The sequence below is a fragment of the Blastococcus sp. PRF04-17 genome (assembly GCF_023016265.1).
In the GTDB taxonomy this organism is placed as follows: Bacteria; Actinomycetota; Actinomycetes; order Mycobacteriales; family Geodermatophilaceae; genus Blastococcus_B.
Genome location: NZ_CP095412.1, coordinates 3,651,533 through 3,676,417, shown reverse-complemented (window position 1 = coordinate 3,676,417; position 24,885 = coordinate 3,651,533). Strand labels below are relative to the sequence as shown.

General features: G+C 73.5%; 28 protein-coding genes and 1 pseudogene. 9 read left to right on the top strand and 20 right to left on the bottom strand.

Annotated elements, in window-relative coordinates:
- Positions 1-81: 81 nt before the first annotated feature.
- Genes MVA48_RS18625 through MVA48_RS18615 form a run of 3 tightly spaced genes read right to left on the bottom strand, consistent with a single transcriptional unit; the run spans position 82 to position 1,875 of the window.
- Positions 82-336, bottom strand: a complete 255-nt coding sequence (locus MVA48_RS18625; protein ID WP_246982396.1) for a glutaredoxin family protein — start codon at positions 334-336, stop codon at positions 82-84.
- Positions 329-1,777 (bottom strand): AMP-binding protein, encoded by a 1,449-nt coding sequence (locus MVA48_RS18620; protein WP_305852266.1) that lies wholly within the window; start codon positions 1,775-1,777, stop codon positions 329-331. Before MVA48_RS18620 ends, MVA48_RS18625 begins: the two co-directional genes overlap by 8 nt.
- Positions 1,717-1,875 (bottom strand): hypothetical protein, encoded by a 159-nt coding sequence (locus MVA48_RS18615; RefSeq protein ID WP_246982394.1) that lies wholly within the window; start codon positions 1,873-1,875, stop codon positions 1,717-1,719. The genes MVA48_RS18620 and MVA48_RS18615 overlap by 61 nt, the downstream gene beginning before the upstream one ends.
- Before the next feature lie 193 nt (positions 1,876-2,068).
- Here MVA48_RS18615 and MVA48_RS18610 point away from each other — a divergent pair, with 193 nt between their 5' ends.
- The 3 genes from MVA48_RS18610 to MVA48_RS18600 all read left to right on the top strand — a co-directional run bounded on the left by MVA48_RS18610 (position 2,069) and on the right by MVA48_RS18600 (position 5,111).
- Positions 2,069-2,812 carry a sigma-70 family RNA polymerase sigma factor gene (locus MVA48_RS18610; RefSeq protein WP_246982392.1) on the top strand — a complete coding sequence of 248 codons (744 nt, stop codon included), beginning with the start codon at positions 2,069-2,071 and terminating at the stop codon, positions 2,810-2,812.
- 112 nt (positions 2,813-2,924) lie between these two features.
- Positions 2,925-4,124, top strand: a complete 1,200-nt coding sequence (locus MVA48_RS18605) for a DUF5667 domain-containing protein (RefSeq protein ID WP_246982390.1) — start codon at positions 2,925-2,927, stop codon at positions 4,122-4,124.
- A 78-nt stretch (positions 4,125-4,202) separates the two neighbouring features.
- Positions 4,203-5,111, top strand: coding sequence for an HAD family hydrolase (locus MVA48_RS18600; RefSeq protein WP_246982388.1), 909 nt, complete (start codon positions 4,203-4,205; stop codon positions 5,109-5,111).
- A 134-nt stretch (positions 5,112-5,245) separates the two neighbouring features.
- On the opposite strand, the gene MVA48_RS18595 is transcribed toward MVA48_RS18600, so the two are convergent.
- The 5 genes from MVA48_RS18595 to MVA48_RS18575 form a co-directional block, all read right to left on the bottom strand.
- Entirely contained in the window at positions 5,246-7,252 is a 2,007-nt protein-coding gene (locus MVA48_RS18595) for a 1-acyl-sn-glycerol-3-phosphate acyltransferase (RefSeq protein ID WP_246982386.1), read from the bottom strand.
- Between the two features lie 10 nt (positions 7,253-7,262).
- A complete protein-coding gene (locus MVA48_RS18590) occupies positions 7,263-7,361 on the bottom strand; it encodes a 30S ribosomal protein bS22 (protein WP_012854759.1) in 99 nt (32 codons plus the stop codon).
- A gap of 157 nt (positions 7,362-7,518) precedes the next feature.
- Complete coding sequence (locus MVA48_RS24535; protein ID WP_246982384.1) at positions 7,519-7,860, bottom strand: helix-turn-helix domain-containing protein; 342 nt, start codon at positions 7,858-7,860, stop codon at positions 7,519-7,521.
- 277 nt (positions 7,861-8,137) lie between these two features.
- Positions 8,138-8,956: a pyrroline-5-carboxylate reductase gene (gene proC, locus MVA48_RS18580; RefSeq protein WP_246982382.1), complete on the bottom strand. Its 819-nt coding sequence runs from the start codon at positions 8,954-8,956 to the stop codon at positions 8,138-8,140.
- Positions 8,953-9,573, bottom strand: coding sequence for a hypothetical protein (locus MVA48_RS18575; RefSeq protein WP_246982380.1), 621 nt, complete (start codon positions 9,571-9,573; stop codon positions 8,953-8,955). Before MVA48_RS18575 ends, proC begins: the two co-directional genes overlap by 4 nt.
- Before the next feature lie 58 nt (positions 9,574-9,631).
- Between MVA48_RS18575 and MVA48_RS18570 the strand changes: the two are divergent.
- Positions 9,632-10,206, top strand: a pseudogene (locus tag MVA48_RS18570) (type 1 glutamine amidotransferase domain-containing protein).
- Here the strand turns inward: MVA48_RS18570 and MVA48_RS18560 are convergent.
- Positions 10,203-11,054 (bottom strand): DUF2157 domain-containing protein, encoded by an 852-nt coding sequence (locus tag MVA48_RS18560; RefSeq protein ID WP_246982374.1) that lies wholly within the window; start codon positions 11,052-11,054, stop codon positions 10,203-10,205. The pseudogene MVA48_RS18570 and the gene MVA48_RS18560 overlap by 4 nt on opposite strands.
- Complete coding sequence (locus MVA48_RS18555; protein WP_246982372.1) at positions 11,054-11,998, bottom strand: Ppx/GppA phosphatase family protein; 945 nt, start codon at positions 11,996-11,998, stop codon at positions 11,054-11,056. The genes MVA48_RS18560 and MVA48_RS18555 overlap by 1 nt, the downstream gene beginning before the upstream one ends.
- A gap of 39 nt (positions 11,999-12,037) precedes the next feature.
- Here MVA48_RS18555 and MVA48_RS18550 point away from each other — a divergent pair, with 39 nt between their 5' ends.
- Entirely contained in the window at positions 12,038-12,844 is an 807-nt protein-coding gene (locus MVA48_RS18550) for a hypothetical protein (RefSeq protein ID WP_246982371.1), read from the top strand.
- On the opposite strand, the gene MVA48_RS18545 is transcribed toward MVA48_RS18550, so the two are convergent.
- Positions 12,740-13,816, bottom strand: a complete 1,077-nt coding sequence (locus MVA48_RS18545; RefSeq protein ID WP_246982370.1) for a helix-turn-helix domain-containing protein — start codon at positions 13,814-13,816, stop codon at positions 12,740-12,742. The genes MVA48_RS18550 and MVA48_RS18545 overlap by 105 nt on opposite strands.
- A gap of 82 nt (positions 13,817-13,898) precedes the next feature.
- On the opposite strand from MVA48_RS18545, the gene MVA48_RS18540 reads away from it, so the two are divergent.
- Positions 13,899-14,105, top strand: coding sequence for a hypothetical protein (locus MVA48_RS18540; RefSeq protein ID WP_246982369.1), 207 nt, complete (start codon positions 13,899-13,901; stop codon positions 14,103-14,105).
- Positions 14,106-14,115: 10 nt separating this feature from the next.
- Entirely contained in the window at positions 14,116-14,298 is a 183-nt protein-coding gene (locus MVA48_RS18535; protein WP_246982368.1) for a DUF3072 domain-containing protein, read from the top strand.
- A gap of 51 nt (positions 14,299-14,349) precedes the next feature.
- On the opposite strand, the gene MVA48_RS18530 is transcribed toward MVA48_RS18535, so the two are convergent.
- Together MVA48_RS18530 and MVA48_RS18525 are read right to left on the bottom strand one after the other, a co-directional pair.
- A complete protein-coding gene (locus MVA48_RS18530) occupies positions 14,350-15,036 on the bottom strand; it encodes a response regulator transcription factor (RefSeq protein WP_246982366.1) in 687 nt (228 codons plus the stop codon).
- A complete protein-coding gene (locus MVA48_RS18525) occupies positions 15,033-16,217 on the bottom strand; it encodes a sensor histidine kinase (protein ID WP_246982364.1) in 1,185 nt (394 codons plus the stop codon). Before MVA48_RS18525 ends, MVA48_RS18530 begins: the two co-directional genes overlap by 4 nt.
- 169 nt (positions 16,218-16,386) lie before the next feature.
- Between MVA48_RS18525 and phoU the strand changes: the two genes are divergently transcribed.
- Entirely contained in the window at positions 16,387-17,046 is a 660-nt protein-coding gene (gene phoU, locus MVA48_RS18520) for a phosphate signaling complex protein PhoU (RefSeq protein WP_246982363.1), read from the top strand.
- 55 nt (positions 17,047-17,101) lie between these two features.
- Here the strand turns inward: phoU and MVA48_RS18515 are convergent, their stop codons facing one another.
- From MVA48_RS18515 to mshA, 6 genes are read right to left on the bottom strand one after another with little or no spacing between them, the layout of a single operon-like run.
- Entirely contained in the window at positions 17,102-17,860 is a 759-nt protein-coding gene (locus MVA48_RS18515) for a phosphoglyceromutase (RefSeq protein ID WP_246982362.1), read from the bottom strand.
- A 23-nt stretch (positions 17,861-17,883) separates the two neighbouring features.
- Positions 17,884-18,186, bottom strand: coding sequence for a hypothetical protein (locus MVA48_RS18510; RefSeq protein ID WP_246982361.1), 303 nt, complete (start codon positions 18,184-18,186; stop codon positions 17,884-17,886).
- Between the two features lie 34 nt (positions 18,187-18,220).
- On the bottom strand, positions 18,221-19,477 hold the full coding sequence (locus MVA48_RS18505) for an aminotransferase class I/II-fold pyridoxal phosphate-dependent enzyme (RefSeq protein ID WP_246982360.1): 1,257 nt from the start codon (positions 19,475-19,477) through the stop codon (positions 18,221-18,223).
- Positions 19,478-19,508: 31 nt separating this feature from the next.
- Positions 19,509-21,116 (bottom strand): MFS transporter, encoded by a 1,608-nt coding sequence (locus MVA48_RS18500; protein ID WP_246982359.1) that lies wholly within the window; start codon positions 21,114-21,116, stop codon positions 19,509-19,511.
- A 13-nt stretch (positions 21,117-21,129) separates the two neighbouring features.
- The gene (locus MVA48_RS18495) at positions 21,130-21,639 is read right to left on the bottom strand and encodes a YbjN domain-containing protein (protein ID WP_246982358.1); all 510 of its coding nucleotides are present in this window, start codon (positions 21,637-21,639) and stop codon (positions 21,130-21,132) included.
- 10 nt (positions 21,640-21,649) lie between these two features.
- On the bottom strand, positions 21,650-22,990 hold the full coding sequence (gene mshA, locus MVA48_RS18490; protein ID WP_371821159.1) for a D-inositol-3-phosphate glycosyltransferase: 1,341 nt from the start codon (positions 22,988-22,990) through the stop codon (positions 21,650-21,652).
- 85 nt (positions 22,991-23,075) lie between these two features.
- On the opposite strand from mshA, the gene MVA48_RS18485 reads away from it, so the two are divergent.
- Positions 23,076-23,864, top strand: coding sequence for an SDR family oxidoreductase (locus MVA48_RS18485; protein ID WP_246982353.1), 789 nt, complete (start codon positions 23,076-23,078; stop codon positions 23,862-23,864).
- Here the strand turns inward: MVA48_RS18485 and MVA48_RS18480 are convergent.
- Positions 23,861-24,868 (bottom strand): UDP-N-acetylmuramate dehydrogenase, encoded by a 1,008-nt coding sequence (locus MVA48_RS18480; protein WP_246982351.1) that lies wholly within the window; start codon positions 24,866-24,868, stop codon positions 23,861-23,863. The two genes, MVA48_RS18485 and MVA48_RS18480, sit on opposite strands and share 4 nt — an antisense overlap.
- Positions 24,869-24,885 lie beyond the last annotated feature (17 nt).

The window sequence follows — 24,885 nt, the reverse complement described above, 5'->3', positions numbered from 1 at the left end:
ACAAAGTCGCCGATCCGACGGCTGCGCGCTGACCGGCCCGAACGGGTGGCGCTGTGGTGGAGGACACCCTGGCGGGCGGTGTCAGGGGTGCCGCTCGAGGTCCCGGCGCAGTCGATCGACGTCCACGGTGAAGTAGGAGTGCTCCCGCCCGTCGAGCAGGACGACCGGCACGCGGTCGCCGTACTCGGCCTGCAGCTCGGGATCGGCGTCCACGTCCACCGCCACCGGTTCCAGCCCGGCATCCGCCGCCACGCGCGCGAGGGTCTCGGCCGCGACCTCGCAGAGGTGACACCCGGCCCGGGTGAGCAGCTGCAGCCTCGGCTGGTCGTCAGTCACCGGCGGCGATCTCCTCGGCGGCCAGCTCTCCCCCGGTGAGGCCCAGCTCGCGGAGGCGGGCGCGGCTGACCTTGCCGGTGAGCGAGTGCGGCAGCGACGGGAGGAAGTGCACCGACGTCGGCACCTTGTACCGGGCCAGCGACTCGGCCGCGTGCGCCTGCAGGTCGGCGAACGTGAGCCGTTCCCCCGGCCGGACGACGACGACCGCGCGGACCGCCGAGCCGGTCCTCGGGTCCGGGACGCCGATGACCGCGCTCTCCGCGACCGCCGGATGGGTGTCGAGCACCCGCTCGACCTCGGCCGGGTAGACGTTGAAACCGCTCACCAGGATCAGGTCCGCGCGGCGGTCGACGAGGTGCAGGTCGCCATCGGCGTCGTGATAGGCCAGGTCACCGGTGCCGAGCCAGCCGTCGGGCCCCGGTCCGTCGGCGCCGTCGGGCCAGTAACCGGAGAAGAGGTTCGGTCCGCGTACCCAGATCTCGCCCGGCCCCTCCAGGTGCTCGTCGGGGCCGGCGTTCCTCCCTTCCCCGTCCTCGCCGGTGGCGGTGTCGCGCAGCTCCAGTTCGAGCCCGGGCAGCGGCCCACCGATGCAGTTGGGCTTGGCCCGTCCGGTGGCCAGCGTGCTCGCCACCACCGGGGACGCCTCGGTGAGGCCATAGCCCTCCCACACCGTCACCGCTGCCCGCTCGCGCATCGCCGTCCAGACGTCCTCCGGCAGGGGCGCGGCTCCGGAGGAGGCCATGCGCACGGCGGCGAAGCCCCGGCGCAGGTCGGCGTCGCTGCCGACCCCGTCGGCCATGGCCAGCCACGCCTGGTACATCGGCGGGGCGCCCGGGACGGCGGTCACGTGCTCCTCGGCCATGACGGCGAGTGCGGCGGCCGGGTCGAACGCCTCCTGCAGCACGGCGCAGGCACCGGTGGCCGCGACCAGGCCGAAGCCGGCGTTGAGCCCGTAGACGTGGAACAGCGGCAGGACGAGGAGGACCCGGTCGTCCGCACGCACCGGGGGCGGGACCATCGCGAGGCACTGCTGCTGATTGGCGCGCAGCGCCGCCGCCGTCAGGATCGCGCCGCGGGGGCGGCCCGTCGTCCCGCTGGTGTAGGCCAGGAAGGCGGGTGCGGAGGGGTCCTCGTCCACCTTGGGCACGGGGCCCTCCGCCTGTGGTGGCCCGGCACACACCGGCACGCCGGCCAGCGGGGCCCGGTCGGTCGCCGCCACGAGCAGGGCGGCGCGGGAGTCGGTCAGCACGTACTCGAGTTCGGGATCGGTGTACGCGGTGTTCACCGGGACGACGACCAGCCCGGCGCGCAGCGCGCCGAGCGTGGCCCGCAACCAGGGCAGGCCGTTGGGCAGCTGGACGGCGACCCGGTCACCGGGCGTCAGCCCGTGCCCCGCGAAGCCGCCGCAGCGCGGTCGACCTCGGCGTCCAGTTCGGTCCACGTCAGCCGCTGGTCGCCGGCCACGACGGCGGGCGCCTCGGGTCTGCGCCGGGCGGCGGCGCGCACGAGCGCGGCCAGCGACATACCTCCCTGGGACACGTCTCCTCCGGTGGCGCTGCTGTGGGGCCGGCGAGCACACGGACAGGTGTTCTCGGACCGGCTCGCGTGGACGGGCTGGGGCGATGTTGTCACCATGGGGTGAGACCCGCAGCACGCGCGTGCCCGTTCCCCGCCGGGCGCGCCGGGGGAAGACGTCCAGGTCCGCGGGCTGACGAGGAGGTCGGAGCCGCGCATGGCGCACCCCCTGGACGCGGAGCCGCAGGCCGCCGACGCCCTGCCGCGGCCGACGCCCGGGCCGAGCGTGCGACCGACGCCCTTCCCTCGGGCGAGCGCCCCGGGGATCCCTCCGCAGGGCATTCCCGCGCAAGCCGTGGCACCGACCACCGAGTCGGCCGACGAGCCGAACGTCGCCGTTCCGCCCGACCCCGAGGGCGTCGACGTCTGGGCGATGGTGCGCCGGGCCCAGGAGGGGGACGCCGAGGCGTTCGGCGAGCTGTACGACCACTACGTGACGATGGTCCACCGGTACGTCTACCACCGGGTCGGGGACCGGGCGACGGCCGAGGACGTCACGAGCGAGACCTTCGTGCGGGCGCTGCGCCGGATCGATTCGCTGTCGTTCCAGGGGCGGGACGTGGGCGCGTGGCTGGTCACCATCGCCCGCAACATCGTGCTGGACCACGTGAAGAGCAGTCGCTACCGGCTGGAGGTCGCCACCGCCGACATGCGGGACGCCGATCGGGTCACCGACGGACCCGAGGACGCCGTGGTCGCGCACCTGACGAATCAGGAGCTGCTGGCGTGCGTGCAGCAGCTCGGCAGCGAGCAGCAGGAGTGCATCGTCCTGCGCTTCATCCACGGCCTGTCGGTCTCGGAGACCGCCGAGATCATGGGCAAGAAGGACGGCGCGATCAAGGCGCTCCAGCACCGGGCCGTGCGACGGCTGGCGGGCATGCTCCCGGACGGTCTGCGATGACGAGAAATCAGAAAGTCGGGGCCGTAACCGAATACCGTCGTCCCTCGTTGGACCGGATGCTGCGGGGGACGCCGATCGTCGGCATCTCCGCCTCGACGACCGGAGGACCCAGGTGAGCGTGCGAGACCGCTCCGACCACGCCCGCGAGGACGTGGTCGTCGCGCGGCTGAAGCAGCTCGCCCCGGTGCTCGACGGGGAGCCCGATCCCGCGTTCCGCGCCGCGACGCGGGCCCGTCTCGTGGCCATGGCCGCCGTCCGGAGCCCGGCTCCCGAGCCGGTGACCGGACTGAAGCGGCTGCTCGGCTTTCGTGCCGAGGACAAGGTCCCCGTCCGGTGGCGGGCGCGACTGACCGCAGGACTGGCCGGAGCCGCGATGGCGGTCACCGCGATGGCCACGCTCGTGGCCGTCTCCACCGACGCGCAACCCGGCGACGTCCTCTACGGGCTCAAGCGCGGCACCGAGCAGACCCAGCTGGCTCTGGCGGGCGACGCGCGCGGCCAGACCCTGCTCGACTTCGCCAGCACGCGGCTCGACGAGATCGAGCGGATGGTGGACGACGGCCCGTCGGCGCTGCCCCCGGCCTCGTGGGGTGCCGGCAGCGAGACCGTCCTGGCTGCCGACGCCGACCCCGCGCTGGTGATCGAGACGCTGCGGACCATGGACGACCAGACGCGGCAGGGCGCCGAATGGCTCGCCGATCGCGCGGTGACCACCGAGGACCCCGGCCCGCTCGAGGACCTCGGGATGTGGGCCGCGCAGCAGTCGGCGGACCTGACCGAACTCCAGCCTCGCCTGCCGGCCGACGCCCGCACCGCCGGCGCCGGCTCGCTCGAGCTGCTCGGCCAGATCACGACGCGCGTGACCGGGTTGCGGGACGCGCTGGAGTGCCAGTTCGGGCCCGCCGTCGACGGCGCGGACGCGATCGGGCCGGTTCCGGTCCTCTGCGCGGCGCCCGAGGCACCGGCGCCCGGCGGAAGCGGTTCCGGTGCCGGCGGCACCACCGGCACCGGCTCGGTCCCCGGCCCCTCCGCGCCCGGCTCGACGACGGCGCCGCCTGCGACCTCGGGCGGGGTGCCGGTTCCCAGTGGCGTGCCCGGCACGGGACCGACGACCGGGGGGTCCGGCGGCTCGGGCGGCGGGCTCGAGGTCCCCTCGGCGCCCGTCCCGTCGCCGTCGCTCCCCTCGTTGCCGCCGCTGAACATCCCGCGGGAGCTGCCCGGCACGGGCTCGTCCGAGCCGCTGATCGACATCCCGATCCAGGACAGCCTGGTCGACGTGTGCGGCGGCCCGGTCCGGCTCGGCGACTGCTGACCCCCGGACCCCCGCGCGTCCGGTCCCGCTAGGGTCGGTGTGCCGCCGGTCGGCGGCCTGGTCGCAGGGAGGTCCGTCGTGCCGCGAGTGCCCTTCCGCGGGCGCCGCTCCCCGGCGCTGACCGACGAGGAGACCCGCGCCCACGTCGCCGGCGCCGCTTCGGCTGCCGCGGCGGAGGTCGCCGCCCCGACCGCGGTCGAGCCCGACCTCACCGGCGCCGCGTTCTTCGACGTCGACAACACGATGATGATGGGCGCCTCCCTCTTCTGGTTCGCCCGAGGTCTGGCCGCCCGCAAGTACTTCTCCACCCGCGACATGCTCGGGTTCGTCTGGCAGCAGGCGAAGTTCCGCATCGGCGGCAACGAGGGCAATCCGGATGACATGCACACCATCCGCGAGAACGCGCTCGCGTTCGTCGCGGGCCGGCCGGTGTCGGAGATCGTCGAGGCCAGCGAGGAGATCTACGACGAGCTGATGGCCGACCGAATCTGGGCCGGCACCCGCGCGCTGGCGCAGCAGCACCTCGACGCCGGTCAGCGCGTCTGGCTCGTGACCGCGACCCCGGTCGAGCTGGCGAGCATCATCGCGCACCGGCTGGGGCTCACCGGCGCGCTCGGCACGGTCGCCGAGGTCCGCGACGGCAGGTACACCGGCCGGCTGGTCGGCGAGCTCATGCACGGCCCGGCGAAGGCCGAGGCGGTGCTCGCCCTGGCCGAGCGCGAGGGGCTGGACCTGTCCCGCTGCACCGCCTACAGCGACTCGGCCAACGACCTGCCGATGCTCTCGCTGACGGGGCACGCCGTCGCGGTGAACCCCGACACGGAGCTCAGGGCGGTGGCCCGGGCCCGCGGCTGGACGATCAAGGACTTCCGCACCGGCCGCAAGGCGGCGAAGATCGGCGTCCCGACCGTGGGCGTCGCCGCCCTGTCCGGCGGCCTGGTCGGCGGCGCGATCGCCCTGCGCAGGCGCAACAAGTTCCCGTGGTGAGCGCCTGACCGGGCAGTGCTCCTGAACGGGTCATTCCGGGTAGAGGAATGACCGGCTGAGGTCCACCGGTCCCGCCGGCGGCCCCCGTGCAGGGTCCCGCCGCGAGCGGGCGAGCGGTGGGGGGCAAGGGGGCCTTACCCGAAGACCGACTTCCGCTGCAGCAGCAACTGGTAGAGCTGCTGCTGGATGGTCTCCCTGACCTGGTCGGTCAGGTTGAACACGAGCATCGGGTCCTCGGCCGCGGCCGGGCCATAGGACGCCGTCTCGATGGGCTCGCCGAACGCGATCAGCCACTTCGACGGCAGCGGGACCAGCCCGAGGGGACCGAGGAGCGGAAACGTCGGTGTGATCGGCAGGTAGGGCAGCCCGAGCAGGCGGGCGGCCGTCTTGGCGTTGCCGATCATCGGGTAGATCTCCTCGGCGCCGACGATGGCACACGGGATGATCGGCACGCCGGTGCGCAGCGCCGCGGTGACGAAGCCGCCGCGGCCGAACCGCTGCAGGGTGTACCGGTCGCGGAACGGCTTGCCGATGCCCTTGAAGCCCTCGGGGAAGACGCCCACCAGCTCGCCGGTGGTGAGCAACCGCTCGGCGTCCTCGTTGCAGGCCAGCGTCGTGCCCATCTTGCGCGACATCGACCCGATGAACGGCAGGTCGAACACGAGGTCGGCGCCGAGCAGCCGCAGCCGGCGCCGGGCGGGATGGTCGTCGTGCAACGCGACGGTGGCCATGAGGGCGTCGGCCGGGATCGTGCCGGAGTGGTTGGCCACGACCAGGGCGCCGCCCTCGGACGGCACGTTCTCCAGGCCCTGGCTCTCGACGCGGAACCACTTCTCGTAGAGCGGCCGCAGGATCGGCAGCAGCAGGTGGTCGGTCAGGTCGGGGTCGAAGCCGAACTCGTCGGTCTCGTACTCACCGGTCAGCCTCCGGCGCAGGAACTCCAGCCCGCCGGCGAGCTGCTCCTCCCAGCCAGGCGGCGCGGTCGGCGGGACGTACGGGTCGTCGTCGTCGGGACGCAGGGGGATCACGCGGGCCTCAGGCATCGCGCACCGCCCGCAGCCCCGGGGAGGGCGGGGCCGGGCGCAGCCGGTCCCCGACCGCGGACGCGGTGTCGCCGGCACGCTCGAGCACCGACCGGATACGGGACGCCGCCGCGTCGACCAGCTGCGGCGAGACCACCGGCGGCACCGTGCGGGCGTAGTCGGCCAACGCGGCCTCCGTCGTGTAGCGGGGGTGTAACCGAACTCCTGGCGCAGCACCGTCGTGTCGACGACCCGGCCGAAGTTCAGGAAGCGCATCTGCTCGGGCGAGTAGTCCACGAAACCGAATCGGCGGGAGAGCCGGCCGACCGAACCGAGGGCGGGCGTCGGGAGAGGGACCTCGACCCGACCCAGCCGGCGGATCGCCTGGGAGAGCAGGAGCGTGCCCTCACCCCCCACGTTCACCGTGCCGGTGAACTCGCCGGTGGTCGCGCGGGTCAGCACCGCGAGGGCGTCGTCCTCGTGGAGCAGCTGCACGCGGGCGTCGTACCCCAGGGCGGTGGGGACGACGGGCATGCGGAAGAACCCTGTCAGCAGCGAGTCGATCCGCGGCCCGATGAAGTTGGTGAACCGCAGGACGGCGACGTCGACCTCGGGACGCCGCCGCGCGAAGGCACGCACGTATCCCTCGATGTCGAGGCTGTCCTTGGCGAAGCCACCCGCCGGCACGGCCCGTGCCTGCATGGCCTCGGTGAAGACCGCGGGGTCGCGGGAGGAGGCGCCGTACACGGCACTCGTCGACTTCAGCACGAACCGGCGTACCGACGGAGCGCGCTGGCAGGCGGCCAGCAGCTGCATCGTGCCGATGACGTTCAGTTCCTTCATCGGCCCGCGGCCGCCGGACCCGGCGGGGGTGGAGCTGATGTTCATGTGGACGACGGTGTCCACCGACGCCGCGGCGATGACCTTGCCGATGAGCGGGTTGCGGATGTCGGCCCGCACGAACTCCGTGCGGCCGAGCCGGCGGAGCATCTCCGGGGACGGCGGGACGGTGTCCACGCCGATCACCCGGCCGATGGACGGGTCGCCCGCGAGCTCGGCCGCCAGCGCACCACCCAGCCACCGACTCACGCCGGTGACGAGGACGACCGCGGGCGGCACGAACGTCAGGTCACTTCTTGTTGCGACGCTGAACGCGCGTCTTCTTCAGCAGCTTGCGGTGCTTCTTCTTCGCCATCCGCTTGCGCCGCTTCTTGATGACCGAACCCACGTGGTGCTCCAGACGTCGTCTCGTTTGATCAGCTCGACCGTGACGTACCGGGCCCTGCCACCAACGGCTGCCCCGGTGTCATCCGGCGACCGAGCGTACCGGCCGCCCCGCGGCGACGCTGCCGCGGGCGGCCCGAAGACATCGACCGGACGGAGGCTCAGGCGATGTCGGTGTACGCGTCGCGCAGGTAGTCCTGCACGGCGCGCTCCGGGACGCGGAAGGACCGGCCGACGCGCACGGCGGAGAGCTCGCCGGCGTGGACGAGGCGGTACACGGTCATCTTCGAGACGCGCATCATCGCGGCGACCTCGGCCACGGTCAGGAAGGTGACAGCGGCGCGGGGGGCCGGGACGGCGGGACGCCCGACGGGCATGGCGGCCGGGTGCGGGGCAGCGACCGGGCGGGCCATGGTGGCGGCCATGGGGCGGCCGATCGGCCGGGGGCCGGGCACGCCCGGACGGGTCATGGCGGGGGCGGCTGCGCGCTGGGGCATGGTCATGTCTTCGTCTCCGGACCTAGCTCGTGTCGTGGCGCCGGCTTCCCCACCGGCAACTGAACACGCACGTGCTGCAACAGAGCGTAAGGGGACTCGCGTGACAAAAGGGATGGTTGAATCGAACAGGCGGACCGGTCCGTCCTAGGCAGAACTACACCTATGCAACACGTGAGAACTGTTGTGCGGCGAGTTTCGCGACCCCGTCACGGACCGATGACGCACAGTGCTGGCGTCTGGTCGACATGTGGGTTACCTTGCCGGGCTGCGACGCCGGAGACGTTCAGGTCTTGTCGCGGCCGAGTTCGACCGAGCGGGCGTGCGCGGCCTCGATCGCGGCGATGAGCGCGGCTCGCACGCCGTGCCTCTCGAGTTCCCGCACCGCGGCGATCGTCGTCCCGCCCGGGCTCGTGACCGCCTCGCGCAGCTGCACCGGGTGCTCGCCCGAGTCGCGCATCATCACCGCCGAGCCGAGCGCGGTCTGGACGATGAGGTCGGCCGCCAGTGCCCGCGGGAGGCCGAGCAGGATGCCCGCGTCGACCATGGCCTCGACCAGGTAGAAGAAGTAGGCCGGCCCGCTCCCGGACAGCGCGGTGACGGCATCCTGCTGATCCTCCGGGACCCGGCGCACCCTGCCGACCGCCGCGAGCAGCGCCTCGGCCTCGTCCAGGTCGGCCTCCGCCGCGTGCGCCCCGGCCGACAGCACGCTCATGCCCTCGTCGACGAGGGCGGGGGTGTTCGGCATGACGCGGACGACCGGCACGCCGTCGGGCAGAGCCGCCTCGATCCGCTGGGTCGGCACGCCGGCCGCGACCGAGATGACCAGGTGACCGGTGTCGACGTGCTCGGCCAGCGCGCGCAGCAGGACGTCGATGTCCTGGGGCTTGACCGCCAGCAGCAGCACCCGAGCCCGGGCGGCGGCGTCGGCCAGGCCGACCGCGGCGACCCCGTACCGCTCGGCGAGCTGCGCGGCACGCTCGGGACTGCGCTCGCAGACGAGGATCCCGTCCGGTCCCCCCCGCCGGATCAGGCCCGACAACAGCGCCTCGCCGATCTTGCCGCCGCCGATGATGGCCAGGCCGCGGCGTCCGGTGGCGGTCATGCCCGCCCCCGTCCGGACCGGACGGCGACCCGCACGGCACATCCGGCGGCGACCAGCCGCTGTCGCTCCTCGGTTCGGACTCCGTACGGCACGACGTGCTCCCAGCTGTCGGGCGGGCGGCCGTTCCAGGCCGCCCGCTCACCTGCGATGGCGATCAGTCGCGGATCCGTGGCCGCGATCGCCGGATGGCCGTCGCCGGCCATCAGGACGTTGAGACAGCGCACGAAGCGCAGGTCGCTCCCCCGCCGACCGGGGACGAGGCCCCCTCGCACCAGCCGCACCCGACGGGAGGCCAGAGCGGCACAGCGCACCTCCGCACCCGGCTCGTCGGCGACCACGACGGCCCGGATCCGCGGGTTGGCGGCCGCCAGTTCGTCGGCGGCCTCCGGCGAACCGGCGAGCGCCACGTCGACGCCGGCCGGGCGCTCGGTGACGTACCGGTCGACGGAGAGATCGAACTCGCACGACGCCGCCACCCCCGCGGCGACCAGGCCGTCGACCAGCGTGCCGACGTCGTCGGTCGCTCCCGGTCGGATGGCCACGCGACAGCCGTCGGCGACGAGCGTGCGCGCCAGACCGACGGGATCGTCGGTCCGTCGGCGGGTCCGGATCAGCACGTCGAAACCGTAGTGCTCGGGTGTGTCACGCGTCCGGCGCCCGGGTAGCCGCGCCCCCATGGCAGGAGAACTGGACGGGATGAAGGTGGCCGTGCTGGCCACGGACGGTGTCGAGCAGGTCGAGCTGGACCGGCCGTGGCAGGCGCTCGAGGAGGCCGGAGCCGAGCCGGAGCTGGTCTCGTTCGAGGCCGGCACGATCACCGCCTACGACCACATCGACAAGGGCGACACGAAGAAGGTCGACGCCGTCCTCAGCGCAGCGGACCCTGACGACTACGCGGCGCTCGTCCTGCCGGGCGGCGTGATCAACGGGGACTTCGTGCGGGCCGACGCCGACGCGGTGACCTTCGTCCGTTCCTTCTTCGAGGCCGGCAAGCCGGTCGCGGCGATCTGCCACGCGCCCTGGGTGCTGATCGAAGCCGACGCGGTGAAGGGCGGCGCATGACGTCGTGGCCCTCGCTGCAGACGGACCTGCGCAACGCCGGCGCGACGTGGGTGGACGAGGAGGTCGTCGTCGACGGCAACCTGACCACCAGCCGCAACCCCGACGACCTGGACGCCTTCTGCGCGGCGATCGTCGAGGAGTTCGCCGGCGCCGGGGAGGACGCCGGGGAGGACGCCGCCCAGAGCTAGGAGGCGGCCAGCAACCCCGCGGCGGGGGCGATCGTCAGCAGCGTCCCGGCGAAGACGAGGACGGCCAGCAACCGCAGGCCGACGGGCTCCCGTCCCTGTCGTTGCCGCCAGACGCCCACACCGGCCACCAGGCCGGTCACCGCCAGGGGCGCCAGGAGGACCGCGAGGTGCGGAACGGTGTCCCAGAGCACGGTGGCCGCGAAGTAGACGCCGACGCCCGCCGCCAGGGCGATGACCAGCTCGCCGGCGAAGCGGAGCCAGGCGAGTGCGCTCTCCTGCGGCGTCGCGTCGTCGTCGTCGAGGTCCTCGATGTGCTCGGGGCGCACGACCGGGATGGGCCCGGTCGACGGATGGGACTCGATCGGCCGGGAGGCGACCCGGCCGGACGACTGCCGCGGGAGGGAAGGCACCGGGCCGGATGCCATGCCCGTCGAGGTCGCCCCCGAAGGGACGCCCGGCTTGCGGTCGGGGCGCAGGCCGGGGATGGCCGCGGTCGACGGATCGGCGGGACGGCGGGGTTGCCGGCGCTCGGGCAGATCGCGGCGCTCGCCGGCCTCCCGGCGCTCGGGCACCGCCGCGCGGCGGTCCACCGCGGGGGCCCGCCGCTCGGACTGGCGCCGCTCGGCCACGGGCGGGTCGCCGCCCTGGTCGCTGCGTCGCCGTCCGTACCGGCCGGCCATGCCGTCGGCGGCCGCGGCCTCGGCGCGCCGCTGCCGGATGCCCGTTTCCTCGGGGTCGTCCCAGGAACGGCGGCGTGCGGCCCGGTTGGCGGACTCGATGCCGGCCTCGCGGAGGATCTCGGCGAGCGAGCGTCCTCCCGTGTCCGGGTTCCAGTCCGGTTCGGCCATCACGCCCCTCCCAACGAGTCCAGCCTGCGCAGGATGACACCCTCCCGCAGCGCCCACGGACAGATCCGCACGCACCGTACGTCGAGCGCACGCATCGTCGCGGCAGCCACGACCGCGCCCGCGGGAACCTGGTGCGCCCGGTCGACCGACACGCCCTGCAACTCGCCGAGCGCGCCGGACTCGATGCGGGACACGAAACCGACCAGCTGTTCCAGCGACTCCAGCTGCAGTTGCCGAGCCGTCCAGATGCCGGCGGAGTAGGGCGCGGCACCGGTGAGGCGGGCCAGGGTGCGGAAGGTCTTGCTGGTCGCGGCGACCAGGTCGGGCGCACCCACCTTGCGCAGCCGCTTCGCGGCCGGGGCGAGCAGCTCGTCCGCGTGGGCACGCAGCTTGCTCAGCCCCGCGAGGTCCGGCCGGCCGCCGTCCCGGGCCTCCGGGAGGAAACGGCGGGTCATGCGTCCCGCGCCGAGCGGCAGGGAGAGGGCGACGTCGGGGTCCTCGTCGATGCCGGCGGCCAGCTCCAGCGAGCCACCACCGATGTCGAGGACCAGCAGCTGTCCCGCGCTCCACCCGAACCACCGGCGGACGGCGAGGAACGTGAGCCGGGCCTCGTCCTCGCCGCTGAGCACCTGCAGCTCCACGCCGGTGCGATCACGCACGCGGTCCAGGACCTCGAGGCCGTTCGTCGCCTCGCGGATGGCCGAGGTGACCATCGCCAGCAGTTCCTCGCAGCCCTGCTTCTCGGCCTGGTCGCAGGCTTCCTGGACCGCCTTGAGCAGAGCCTTCTCCCCTGCCTTCGACAGCTGGTTGTCCTCACCGACGTGCTCGGCGAGCCGCAGCAGCCACCGGTCGTCGTGCATCGGGGTGGGGTGCGCGCCGCGGTGGGCGTCCACCACGAGCAGGTGGACGGTGTTCGAGCCGACGTCCAGCACCCCGAGCCGCATGGGGGCAGTCTGCCCGGCGCCCCGCCGTAGGCTGGCGGCGTGTCCGAGGATCCACCTCCCGAGGTGCCGCTGGACTTCGCGCGCGAGTGGGTCGAGTTCGCCGATCCCGCCGATTCCGACCACATCATCCGCGGGGACCTCACCTGGCTGAGCTCGGCCTGGACGTGCATCTTCGGCCGCGGCTGCGCGGGCGTGGTCGAGGGCCGGGCGGACGACGGCTGCTGCAACCACGGCGCCTTCTTCTCCGACGAGGAGGACATGGCCCGCGTGACCACCGCCGTCGAGCAGCTCACCGACGACGACTGGCAGCTGGCGCACGTGGGCCGGGGCGACTGGACCGAGGAGGACAGCGCCTACGACGACACCGGCGAGGGCTCGCTGCGGACCCGCATCGTCGACGGCGCCTGCATCTTCCACAACCGCCCCGGCTTCCCGGGCGGGATGGGCTGCGCGCTGCACCGCATGGCGCTCCGGACCGGCGTCCACCCGCTGACCACCAAGCCGGCGGTCTGCTGGCAGGTACCGGTCCGTCTCGAGCAGCAGCACGTCGAGCGGCCGGACGGCACGAAGGTGCTGCGGACCGACATCGGCGAGTTCGACCGGCGCGCCTGGGGCGCCGGCGGGCACGGCCTGCACTGGTGGTGCACCGGCTCCCCGGTGGCGCACGTCAGCCCCGAGCCGCTGGTGGTGACCTACGAGGCCGAGCTGGTCGAGCTGATCGGCCGGCCGGCCTACGACGAGCTACGCCGGATGACCGAACTCCGCCTCGACCAGGGTCTGGTCGCCCCGCACCCCGCTTCCCCGAAGCCGGTGCCCGTCGAGCTGCACCGGCGCCGGCCCGGCTGATCCGGCGCCGGCCCGGAACGTCTGCCGGTAGGCGCGGGGTGAGACGCCGCGACGGCGCGCGAACTGCTCGCGGAGACCGGCCGCCGTCCCGAAGCCGACGAGCCGCGCGATCTCCTCGACCGGGGCGTCGGACTCCTCGAGCAACGCCTCTGCCGCGGCCAGCCGCTGCCCGAGCAGCCAGGCGTGCGGAGTGGTGCCGGTCGTCGCCTTGAACCGCCGGGCGAAGCTGCGCGGGCTCATCAGCGCGCGGCGGGCGAGCAGGTCGACGCTGATGTCCTCGGCCAGGTGCGCGCTCGCCCACTCCAGGACGGCGCCCAGCAGGTCGTCCTCGCAGGCCGCCACGGGCGCGTCGATGAACTGCGCCTGCCCACCGTCGCGGTGCGGCGGCACGACCATCTCGCGGGCGAGCGCGTTGGCCGCGCCGGCACCCCACTCGCGGCGCACGAGGTGCAGCAGCGTGTCCACGCCGGCCGCCGTCCCGGCGCCGGTGATGACCTGGCCGTTGTCGACGTACAGGACCGACGGGTCGACGGTGATCTGCGGATAGCGGGCGGCGAGCTCGCCGGCGTACTTCCAGTGCGTCGTGACCCGCTTGCCGTCGAGCAGCCCCGCCGCGGCGAGGACGAACGCGCCGGTGCAGTGGCTGATGATCGTCGCGCCCCGGGCGTGCGCCTCGCGGAAGGCGTCCAGCAGCGCCGGAGACGGCACGCGGTCGAACAGCTCCCACGCGGTGATCGAGACGATGTCGGACTGGGCCACCCGATCCAGCCCGTGCTCGACCGTGATGGGGATGCCGGTGTCCGTGCGCAGGAGCCCGGGGGTCTCGGTCACCAGGCCGAAGTCGAACCTGGGCAGGCCCATGTGCCGGCGGTCGTAGCCGAACACCTCGGCGCACACCCCGAGCCCGAAGCTGCCCACGAGCCCGTCGGCCACGACCACGCTGACGACGAGCGGACGGTCCGTTCCTGCCATGCGGACATCATGGCAGAAAAACTGCGATAGCGGTCACTTCTGCCACTCGTATCCGCGCCGCCACGGGGCCACTCTTCTTCCCATGTTCCTGATCACGTGCCCCGTCACCCGGACCGACGAGCTGGTCTCCGACCGGCGCATCCGATCGGTCGACAACCACGCCACCCACATCGCGATGCACGTCGAGTGCCCCTCCTGCGGCTCCGTCCACGTGTACCGGACCGGCCGCCGGTGGGAGGCCGCCCGCCGCTCGGTCGCCGGGGAGGCGAAGGAGCTCGTGTCGGCCTAAAGTCGAACACATGAGCGAATCAGACCCCACTCTGGAGAAGGACCCGTCCGACTGGGTGACCGGCGAGGAACCGGCCACCGGCGCCCAGAAGAGCTACCTCGAGACGCTGGCGCGCGGCACCGACCAGCAGGTCCCCGACGACCTGACCAAGGCCGAGGCGTCGGAGAAGATCGACGAGCTGAAGTCGAGCTGAGAAGAAGGACCCCCTGTCCCCACCGCTTCGCGGCGGGACCCCGCAGGGGGCCTACGCCTCGAGCTTGTAGCCCAGACCCCGCACCGTGAGCAGGTACTTCGGGTTCGCGGGGTCGGGCTCGAGCTTGGCGCGCAGCCGCTTGACGTGGACGTCGAGGGTCTTGGTGTCGCCCACGTAGTCCGACCCCCAGACCCGGTCGATCAACTGTCCGCGGGTGAGCACCCGGCCGGCGTTGCGGAGCAGGTACTCGAGCAGGTCGAACTCCTTCAGCGGCAGCGCCACCGACGCGCCGTCCACGGCGACGACGTGCCGCTCGACGTCCATACGGACGGGCCCGGCCTCCAGGACGCCGTCCTCGGAAGGCGCCTCGGCGACGTCGGTGCGGCGGCGCAGCACGGCCCGGATGCGGGCCACCAGTTCCCGCGCCGAGTACGGCTTGGTCACGTAGTCGTCGGCGCCGAGTTCCAGGCCGACGACCTTGTCGATCTCGGCGTCCTTGGCCGTGAGCATGATGATCGGCACGTTGCTGCGGCTGCGCAGCGCCCGGCAGACCTCGGTACCGGGCAGGCCCGGCAACATGAGGTCCAGCAGGACGATGTCGGCGCCGCCCCGGTCGAACTCCGCCAGGGCGTCGTTGCCGGTCGGTGCGACGACGGCCTCGAAGCCCTCCCGACGCAGCATGTAGGACAGCGCGTCGGAGAAGGACTCCTCGTCCTCCACCACCAGCACACGGGTCATGAGTGTTCCTTCTCCATCTGCTCGGGAGCGCGGACCGGGGCGGGAACGCCCGCCACCAGCGGGATGCGCAGGGTGAACGTGGAGCCGAGGCCTTCCTCGCTCCACACGCTGACCGAACCGCCGTGGTTGGTGGCCACGTGCTTGACGATCGCCAGGCCCAGCCCGGTCCCGCCGGTGCTGCTGGCCCGCGACTGGTCGACCCGGTAGAAGCGCTCGAAGACACGGTTGCGGTCCTTGCGGGGAATGCCCATGCCGCTGTCGGTCACGGCGATCTCGGCGAACCCCGACCGGGCGCGGGCGGCGACGGCGATGCGCCCCTCCCCGACGCTGTAGGCGACCGCGTTGGCCAGCAGGTTGGTGACCGCGGTGGCCAGCTGGCTCTCGACGCCACGCACCACCAGCCCGGACTCGCCGCCGACGGCGATGTCCAGGCCCTTCGCGCGGGCTGCCGTGCGGGTCCGGTCCACGGCTTCGGCGACGACGCCGTCCACCTCGACGGGCACCAGCTCGGGCAGCGGCTCGCCGCCCTGCAACCGGGACAGGTCGATGACCTCGCGGACCAGCCGGCCCAGCCGGTCGGCCTCGTGCGCGATCCGGCCGGCGAAGCGCTGGACCGCCTCCGGGTCGTCGGCCGCCTGCTCGATGGCCTCGGCCAGCAGGGCCAGGGCGCCGACGGGTGTCTTGAGCTCGTGGCCGACGTTGGCGACGAAGTCGCGGCGGACCGCCTCGACGCGGTGCGCCTCGGTGATGTCCTCGAGCACGAGGGCCACCGGCCCGGGCGGTGGGGCGGTACCGCTGTGCAGGCGCACGCCGTGCACGCCCACGAGGCGGGGGCCCGACCCGACGAGGTCGCCCGGCAGGCGCACGTCGGCACGGCGGCTGCCTCCGGACCGGACCTCCTGCGCCAGATGGACCAGGTCGGGGACGAGCAGACGGTCCCCGCGGACGATGCCGAGGGCGCGCGCGGCCGGATTGGCCAGCAGCACCGACTCGTCGACGTCGACCAGGACGACGGCCGGGTCCATGAGGTCCACGAGTCGCCGCGCGAGGGCCGCCTCGGGCAGCCCGGCGACCGCGCGGTCGGGCTCGACGCCGTCGGCGCGCCGGAAGCGGAGGATGACCGTGGCGGCCACGACCCCGCCCAGGACGAGGCCGACCACCAGGGCGACCAGCGGACTCACGTACCCGATGCTAGGTCGGCGAACGCCTGGAACGGCTCGAACCGGTGGGGTTCACCCGCTCGTACGGGTCAGTGTTCATCTCCGTGTCCGCGCCCGTTCACCGGGGAAGTGAGATCGGGTGGCCCGGCGGTCCTACCCTCGGGGTCGACGCTCAACGGGAGGACGGGACATGCGCGAGAGCTACTTCGAGGAACTCGAGGACATCCGCAACTGCTTGGTCGAGCTGGCGAACACGGTGGGCTCGCAGATGAGCACCGCCACCACCGCCCTGCTGGACGCGGACGTCGCGCTCGCCGACCTCGTGATCGCGGGCGACGAGCAGATCGACGCCACCCGGGAGAGCATCGACCAGCGCTGCTTCACCCTGCTGGCGCGCCAGCAGCCGGTCGCCACCGACCTGCGGACGATCGTCGTCGCGACGCGCATCGCCAGCGACCTCGAGCGCATGGGGGACCTCGCCGAGCACATCGCGAAGGTCGCCCGGATGCGCTTCCCGGACCACGCCGTCCCGCAGGAGGTCCGCCCCGCGTTCCTCGAGGCCGGGCACGTCGCCGAGATGCTCGTCGCCAAGGCCGGGACGGTGATCGCGACGCGCAACGTCGACGCCGCCCGCGAGCTGGAGTCCGACGACGACGCGATGGACCGCCTGCACCGCGGACTGTTCCGGCAGCTCCTGTCCGACGACTGGCCCTACGGCGTCGAGACGGCGATCGACATCACCCTGCTCGGCCGCTACTACGAGCGGTTCGCCGACCACGCGGTCAGCGTCGCGCGCCGGGTCGTGTACCTGGTGACCGGCGAACGGGGGACGACGGTCAGCGCGAGCTGAGGCCCTTCTGGCAGGTCCCGCTCCCAGCCTGCGAGGGGTGGGGCAGAGGGGTCCGCTATTTCTTGCCCTGGTTCTTGACCGCCTCGATGGCGGCGGCGGCCGCGTCCGGGTCGAGGTACTCGCCACCGGGCCGGACCGGCTTCAGGTCGTCGTCCAGGTCGTAGCGCAGCGGCACTCCCGTCGGGATGTTCAGCCCGACCACCTCGTCGTCCCCCATGCCGTCGAGGTGCTTCACCAGCGCGCGCAGGCTGTTGCCGTGCGCGGCCACGAGCACCGTGGCGCCGGTGCGCAGGTCGGGCACGATCGCGTCGTACCAGTACGGGAGCATGCGGACGACGACGTCGGCCAGGCACTCGGTCGCCGGGCGGACCTCCGACGGCAGCATCGCGTAGCGCGGGTCGCCGTCCTGCGAGTACTGGTCGCTCGGGTCGATCGGCGGGGGTGGCGTGTCGTACGACCGGCGCCAGATCATGAACTGCTCCTCGCCGTACTCGGCGAGAGTCGCGGCCTTGTCCTTGCCCTGGAGCGCGCCGTAGTGCCGCTCGTTGAGCCGCCACGAGCGCTTGACCGGGATCCACTGGCGGTCGGCGGCGGCGAGCGACAGCTCGGCGGTGGCGATGGCGCGCTTGAGCACCGATGTGTGCGCGATGTCCGGCAGCAGGTCGTGCTCGGCCAGCAGCTCGCCGCCACGCGCGGCCTCGACCCGGCCCTTCTCCGACAACGGGACGTCGACCCAGCCGGTGAACAGGTTCGCCTTGTTCCACTCGCTCTCGCCGTGGCGGAGCAGGATGAGGGTGCCCGGAGGAGTCGTCACGCGATCATCCTGCCGGACCGGGCTCAGGACGCCAGCCGGGGCCACAGCAGCCACAGTTCGTAGAGCGCCGGCGGCGCCAGCCCGAGCAGCAGCCAGGGACTGCGCACCGGCAGCGCCGCGCCCCAGCGCAGGACGGCGACGACCGCCATGCTGCAGAGGACCGCGACGGTCAGCCAGACGACGATCACGGCGACGTCGACGGTGAGCACCTGGGCGAAGCCGAGCTGGACGGCGCAGACGACCAGCGGGTAGGCCAGCGCCGAGGCGGCGACCACGCCGATGAGCGCGCGTCCGCGGCGTTCGGCCTCGGGCCCGCTGTCCGCCATCACGGCCACGCTAGCCGCGGCCGACGTCCACCGCTCAGACGAGCGCGGCCGCGGCGTCGGGCGCCTCCGCCTGCACGTGCTGGACCGCCGCGGCGATGATCCCGGCCGCCTGCTGCAGCTGCGCCCCGGTGTGCGTCGCCATGACCGACAGCCGCAGCACGCCCTTGCCGCGGGGGACGGCGGGGTAGGCGACCGCGTTGCAGTACACGCCGGCGTCGAAGGCCAGGCGCCACGCGGCCGCGGTCGCCTCCGCCTCCCCGGTGCCGACGGCGATGACCGCACCCGTGCCCGCCATCGGCGGCGTGCCGGCCCGGGCGAGCGCCGTGCGCAGCAGGGCGCCGTTCTCGCGCAGCCTGGTCATCCGGTCCGGCTCGGTGCGCAGGACGTGCAGCGCGGCCAGCGCGGCGCCGACCGCGGCGGGGTCGTTCGCGGCGCTGAACACGTAGGGCACCGCCGACGCGCGGATCCCGTCGGCGGCCGCACGGCTGGTCATCACCGCCCCGCCGATGCTGGCCAGCGACTTGCTGAAGGCGACGGTCACGGCGTCCACCCGGTCGAGGACGCCGGCCTGCTCGACCGCACCCCGCCCCCGGGCACCGAGGACCCCGAGACCGTGCGCCTCGTCGACCACGAGGCGGGCGCCGAACCGGTCGCAGAGCAGCGCCATCTCGGCGAGCGGCGCGGTCTCGCCGGTCATCGAGTAGACGCCGTCCACCACGACGACCGCGCCGGCGCGCGGTTCGAGGCCGTCGAGGCGCTGGCGCAGCGAGGTCAGGTCGTTGTGCCGGAACCGTACGACGGTGCCGCGGCTCGCGGCGGCGCCGGCGTGCACGCTGGCGTGGGCGTGCGCGTCGACGAGCAGTACGTCACCGGGACTGCCCACCGTGGACAGCAGGGCGATGTTCGCGTTGATCCCCGACGACGTGAGCACCGCCGCCTCGGTGCCGTAGTGGTCGGCGAGCTGCTCCTCGAGCTCGAGGTGCATGCGGGTCGTGCCGTTGAGCACGCGGCTGCCGGAGGTGCTGGTGCCGTAGCGCCGGACGGCGGCCGTCGCGGCCGCGATCACCCGCGGGTCGTCGGCCAGACCGAGGTAGTTGTTGGAGCCGAGGTTGATCCGGTGCCGGCCGTCGTCGTAGCGCGTGACCGCCTGCGGCGCGCCGGCCGTCGGCACGGCGTGCGTGGCCGCCCCGGCGCGGGCGTGCGCGCGGAGGAGCGCGGCCAGCGGATTCTCCAGCAGCGGCGCGAAGGGGTCCCGGCGGCCGGGTGTCGATGCGGATCGGTCGTCGGGCACGGGAAACCCTGCGATGCGCCCGTTGCCGTCGTCAACCGTGAGTTGCACCTCGGGGTCGGTCCGTGAGGGAACGCGCCCGCGCGGGCCGGCGTCCGGGCAACCAGACGAAGACGACGGCGGCCGCCACCAGTGAGGCGATCGCGGTGCCCACAGCGGTGACGTGCATGGCCGCGACGAAGGCCTCCCGGGCCGGCCCGACGATGTCGCCGGCCGCCCGGGCGAGCTCGGGGTCACCGGCCGCCTCGGCCCGGCGGACCGCCTCGAGGGTTCCGACGATCGACTGCCCGGCCTCGGCGCGGTCGCCGGGCGGCAGGACGTCGACCGCGCGGCCCAGGTGCGCCGAGTAGGACGCGGAGAGCAGCGAGCCCAGGATGGCCACACCCAGCGCCCCGCCGATCTGCCGCACCGAGTTGTTCACCGCGGCCCCCGCCCCGGCCTTGTCACGGGGGACGACCGACATGATGGACTCGGTGGCCGGCGCCATCACCGAGCCCATGCCCACGCCCTGGACGGCCAGGATGGCGATGATCAAGCCGACCGGGGCCCGCTCGTCGAGCAGCTGGAAGCCGACGAACGAGAGCGTGATCAGCAGGAAACCGGTGCCGCAGACCAGCTTCGGTCCGAAGCGCAGCGCGAGCATCGAGCTGCGCGGGCTCATGATCGCCATCCCGACCGCCACCGGGATGAGCGCCGCTCCGCTCTGCAGCGGGTCGTAGTCGAGCACTCCCTGCAGGTAGTAGACGAGGTAGAAGGTCGCGCCCTGCAGGGCGAAGAAGTTCAGCCCCAGGGCGCCCGCCGCCGCGGAGAACCCCGGGCTGCGGAACAGCGAGACGTCCAGCGCCGGATGCGCCGACCGCCGCTGCAGCCAGACGAACAGTGCGAGGAGCAGCAGGCCGCCGAGCAGGGGGACGAGCACGCCGGGCGTCGTCCATCCGCCGCCCTCCCCACCGCGGATGATCCCGTAGACCAGGCCGGCCAGCGCCACGATGGACAGCAGCACCCCGAGGACGTCGACCCGGCCGGGCGCCGGGTCCTTCGACTCGGGGACGACGGCCAGGATGCCGACGATCCCGAGAACGGCGACCGGGACGCCGATCAGGAAGACCGCGCCCCACCAGAAGTGCTGGAGGACGGCACCGCCGGCGAGGGGACCGCCGGCGACGGCGATCCCCGCGGTGCCGGCCCAGACGCCGATGGCGCGGGCCCGTTCGCGGGGCGGGAACACGTTGGTGATGACCGCGAGGGTGGTCGGCTGGACCGCGGCACCGCCGATCCCCATGACCGCGCGCCAGGCGATGAGCTCGAGCGGGCTGGTGGAGAACGCCGCACAGGTCGATCCCACGGCGAACACGGTCAGGCCGACGAGCAGCACCCGCCGACGGCCGATGCGGTCCCCGATCACGCCCCAGGTGAACAGCAGCCCGGCGAAGACGAGGATGTAGGCGTCGATGGCCCACTGGAGCTCGCCGTGCGTCGCGCCGAGATCGCGCTGGAGGGTGGGGAGCGCGACGCTGAGGATCGTGTTGCCCATGATCACCACGAGCAGGCAGACGGTCATGGTGGCGAGGACCCACCAGCGGGGTCGATGACCGGCGGCGACGGGTTCCGCCGGCACGACGGACGCGGAGGTCTCGGTCACGCCTCGGTCGTGATCAGGCGTGGCGGGTCGGGTCCGCGAACGCGGCGAAGGCCTCGAGGTTGCGCAGCGACTCCCCGCGCTTGACCCGCCACTCCCACTCGCGGCGGATCGAGGTGCCGAAACCGATCTCGAGCATGGCGTTGAAGTGGTCGTCGGCGTAGCTGAGGACCGCGCCGAGGATGCGGTCGATCTCGTCCACGGTGACCGCGGCGTGCGGCAGGCGGCCGGTCAGGTACACGTCACCGACCCTGTCGATCGAGTACGCGACGCCGTACATGCGGGCGTTGTGCTGCAGCAGGAACGTCCACAGCTGCTCCCGGTTCTCGTCGGGCTGGCGGCAGACGAACGCCTCCACCCGGAGCGCGTGCTCGCCCACGATCAGACCGCAGACCGTCTTGAGCTTCTTGGTGCCCGGCAGATCGACCAGCCATCTACCCGGCTCGGGATGCTCGTGGGTGAGCTCGCCGTCGCGCAGGGCGGCGTCGATGACCGCGTCCAGCCGGGCGACTACCCCCTCGGTCATCGCTCCTCGCTCATCGGGCGACCTGCACTCCCGGCACCACCCACAGCGGGCCGAGCGCACGGCGCCGGACCGGGCGCGGGGCGCCGGCCATCTCCTCCATGGCCGAGGAGTAGGCCGCGACGAGCGCGTCCGCCGTGCGGTCCCAGGAGAAGAGCCCCGCGTGGCGACGGGCGCCGGCGCGCAGCAACTGGCGCCGTCCGAGCACGGCTCGGACGGCCGCGGCGTAGTCCCGCGGGTCGTGGCCGTCGACGAGCACGCCCGAGACGCCGTCGCGGACGGCGGTGCGCAGGCCGCCGACGGCGGCGGCGACGACCGGGGTGCCGCACGCCTGCGACTCGAGGGCGACGAGGCCGAAGGACTCGTTGTGGCTGGGGACGACGGTGACGTCGGCGGCCCGGTAGTGGTCGGCCAGCCGCTCGGCGGGGGCCGGCGGGAAGAAGGTGACGACGTCGGCGATGCCGAGATCGCCGGCGAGCTTCTGGAGCTGCTCGGGCGCCTCGAGGCCGGACCCGCTGGGCGCGCCGACCACGTGCACGCGCAGCGTCCGGCGCAGCGAGGGGTCCGCGGTGAGCATCTCGGCCGCGGCGTGCAGGAGGACGTCGGGAGCCTTCAGCGGCTGGATGCGGCCGACGAACAACAGCACCAGGGCGTCGTCGGGGACGTCGATCGCCCGCCGCGCGGAGGCGCGGTCGCCGGGGCAGAAGCGGTCGAGGTCGACACCGGGCGGGACGACGAGGGTGCGGTGCGGGTCGGCGCCGTAGAGGCGCACGAGCTGACGGGCCTCCTCGTCGGTGTTGGCGATCAGCCGGTCGGCCTCGGCGACCACCTGTTCCTCGCCGATGACGCGGGCTCGCGGCTCGGGGCGGTCGCCGTCGGCGAGCGCCTCGTTCTTCACCTTGGCCAGCGTGTGCGCGGTGTGGATCAGCGGCACGCTCCAGCGGTCCCGGGCCAGCCACCCGACCTGACCGGACAGCCAGTAGTGCGAGTGGACGACGTCGTAGTAGCCCGGCTCGTGCTGGGCCTCCGCGCGCAGGACGGCGGCGGTGAAGGCGCAGAGCTGCCCGGGCAGCTCGTCCTTGTCCAGCCCCTCGAACGGCCCCGCGCTGACGTGACGGACCGTCACCCCCGGGGACATCTCGACCACCGGCGGCAGGTCGCTGGAGGTGGCACGCGTGAAGATGTCGACGGCGATGCCGCGGGCGGCCAGGCGACGGGACGCCTCGACGATGTAGACGTTCATGCCGCCGGCGTCGCCGGCGCCGGGCTGGTCGAGCGGGCTGGTGTGCACCGAGAGGGTCGCCACCCGCCGGGGCGCGCCGGGGCGGGAGAAACGGCGAGCGGGCACGGCCATTCCTCCCGCTCTTCGATCTCCGGTTCGGCGGGACCCGTGGCCCCCTGACGTCGTCCAATCCTGCAACAACGTCAGGATGGGCTTCATGCCCGGTCCCGACGCATCCCACTCCCCCGCCGTCCGCACGCTGCCCGGCGCCGGCCGCACCGCCGTCGTGACGGGTGCCTCGAGCGGCATCGGGGCGGCCACCGCCTCGCGGCTGGCCGCCGAAGGCTTCCAGGTGGTCCTGGGGGCGCGGCGGATGGACCGGCTCACCCCGCTCGCCGACTCGATCGGTGCGCGGGCACTGCCGCTGGACCTGACGGACCCGTCGTCGGTCGCCTCCTTCGCCGCCGCTCTGGACCGGGTGGACGTGCTGGTCAACAACGCCGGGGGCGCGTTCGACGCGCTGCCCGTGGCCGAGGCGGACCTGGACTCGTGGGCGCGGACGTACGAGGTGAACGTGCTCGGCACCGTGCGACTGACCAAAGCGCTGCTGCCGGCACTGCGTTCGTCCGGTGCGGGCGACGTCGTGTTCGTCAGCTCGACCGCGGGGCTGATCAGCTACGAGGGCGGGGCGTCGTACACGGCGGCGAAGCACGGCGTGCACACGCTGGCCGAGACGCTGCGGCTCGAGCTGAACGGCGAGCCCGTCCGAGTGGTCGAGATCGCGCCGGGGATGGTGCGAACAGAGGAGTTCTCGCTCAACCGGCTGGGTTCCGCGGACGCGGCCGACGAGGTCTACCGCGGTGTGCGCGAGCCCCTGGTCGCCGAGGACGTCGCCGACTGCATCGCGTGGGCGATCACCCGGCCGCACCACGTGAACGTCGACCTGCTCGTGGTGCGCCCGCTGGCCCAGGCCGCGCAGCACAAGGTCGCCCGGGACCCCTCCTAGGGCCGGACGGCCGTCGGCTCGCGTTCGAGGGTGACGCCGAACTCCCCCTGCACGGTGGCGACGATGCGGCCGGCGAAGTCGAGCAGTTCGGCCGCCGTCGCCCCGGGTGCCGTGGTCAGGGCGAGGCTGTGGCGCGACGACGTCCCGACGTTGCCCTGCCGCGTCCCACGGCCGAAGCCGGCGTGCTGCACCAGCCATGCCGCGCTCAGCTTGACCTGCCCGTCGCCCGCCGGCCAGCTCGGGCAGCCGGCGACGGCCCGCTCGGACGGGACGATCGGATTCGTGAAGAACGAGCCCGCGCTGCGGCTGTCGGGGTCGTCGGCGTCGAGAACCATGCCCTTGCCGCGACGCAGCGCGATCACCGCCTCGCGGACGTCGGCCAGTGGAGCCGACTCCCCCAGCTCGACGCCGAGGGTGCGGGCCAGTTCGGCATAGCCGACAGGACGCGAGAGCGGGCTCTCGTCCAGCACGAAGGTGACGTCGAGGACGACGAAGCGCGACGGGTTCCGTTTGAGCCGGCTGTCGCGGTAGGCGAATCCGCATTCCTGCGGTGAGAGGGTGCGCTCGCTCTTCTCGGCGCGGTCGTAGACGCGCACCGCGGTGATCGTCTGGGCTACCTCCTGGCCGTAGGCACCGACGTTCTGCACCGGGGTCGCACCCGTCGAACCCGGGATCCCCGACAGCGCCTCCACGCCGGCGAGGTCGTGGGCGACGGTGTACGCGACGAGCTCGTCCCAGTCGTGGCCGGCCGCCACGACCAGCTGAGAACCGTCGCGGTCGATGCCCCGGCTCCGGACGGCCACCACGTCCCCCGGCCAGCCGTCGTCCGGGGCGACGATGTTGGACCCCCCGCCGAGGACCAGCAGCGGGCGCCCGGCCTCGTCCGCCTCGCGCACCGCTGCGACGAGCTCCTCGGCGTCGGTCACCTCGACCAGGCGCTCGACGGGACCGCCGACGCGGAGGGTGGTGAGCTCCGCCAGCCGGACGTCGCGTCGAACCTGCACGCCCCCACGCTAACCGC

Coding starts and splice junctions, on each gene's coding strand:
- mshA (WP_371821159.1), bottom strand. CDS start 22,990: ATGGCCGTGCCCGCTCGCCGTTTCTCCCGCCCCGGCGCGCCCCGGCGG.
- MVA48_RS18560 (WP_246982374.1), bottom strand. CDS start 11,054: ATGGCCGAACCGGACTGGAACCCGGACACGGGAGGACGCTCGCTCGCC.
- MVA48_RS18610 (WP_246982392.1), top strand. CDS start 2,069: ATGGCGCACCCCCTGGACGCGGAGCCGCAGGCCGCCGACGCCCTGCCG.
- MVA48_RS18530 (WP_246982366.1), bottom strand. CDS start 15,036: ATGACCCGTGTGCTGGTGGTGGAGGACGAGGAGTCCTTCTCCGACGCG.
- MVA48_RS18510 (WP_246982361.1), bottom strand. CDS start 18,186: ATGGCGGACAGCGGGCCCGAGGCCGAACGCCGCGGACGCGCGCTCATC.
- MVA48_RS18555 (WP_246982372.1), bottom strand. CDS start 11,998: ATGCGGCTCGGGGTGCTGGACGTCGGCTCGAACACCGTCCACCTGCTC.
- MVA48_RS18545 (WP_246982370.1), bottom strand. CDS start 13,816: ATGGCAGGAACGGACCGTCCGCTCGTCGTCAGCGTGGTCGTGGCCGAC.
- MVA48_RS24535 (WP_246982384.1), bottom strand. CDS start 7,860: ATGACCATGCCCCAGCGCGCAGCCGCCCCCGCCATGACCCGTCCGGGC.
- proC (WP_246982382.1), bottom strand. CDS start 8,956: ATGACCGCCACCGGACGCCGCGGCCTGGCCATCATCGGCGGCGGCAAG.
- MVA48_RS18535 (WP_246982368.1), top strand. CDS start 14,116: ATGAGCGAATCAGACCCCACTCTGGAGAAGGACCCGTCCGACTGGGTG.
- MVA48_RS18495 (WP_246982358.1), bottom strand. CDS start 21,639: ATGACCGAGGGGGTAGTCGCCCGGCTGGACGCGGTCATCGACGCCGCC.
- MVA48_RS18485 (WP_246982353.1), top strand. CDS start 23,076: ATGCCCGGTCCCGACGCATCCCACTCCCCCGCCGTCCGCACGCTGCCC.
- MVA48_RS18540 (WP_246982369.1), top strand. CDS start 13,899: ATGTTCCTGATCACGTGCCCCGTCACCCGGACCGACGAGCTGGTCTCC.
- phoU (WP_246982363.1), top strand. CDS start 16,387: ATGCGCGAGAGCTACTTCGAGGAACTCGAGGACATCCGCAACTGCTTG.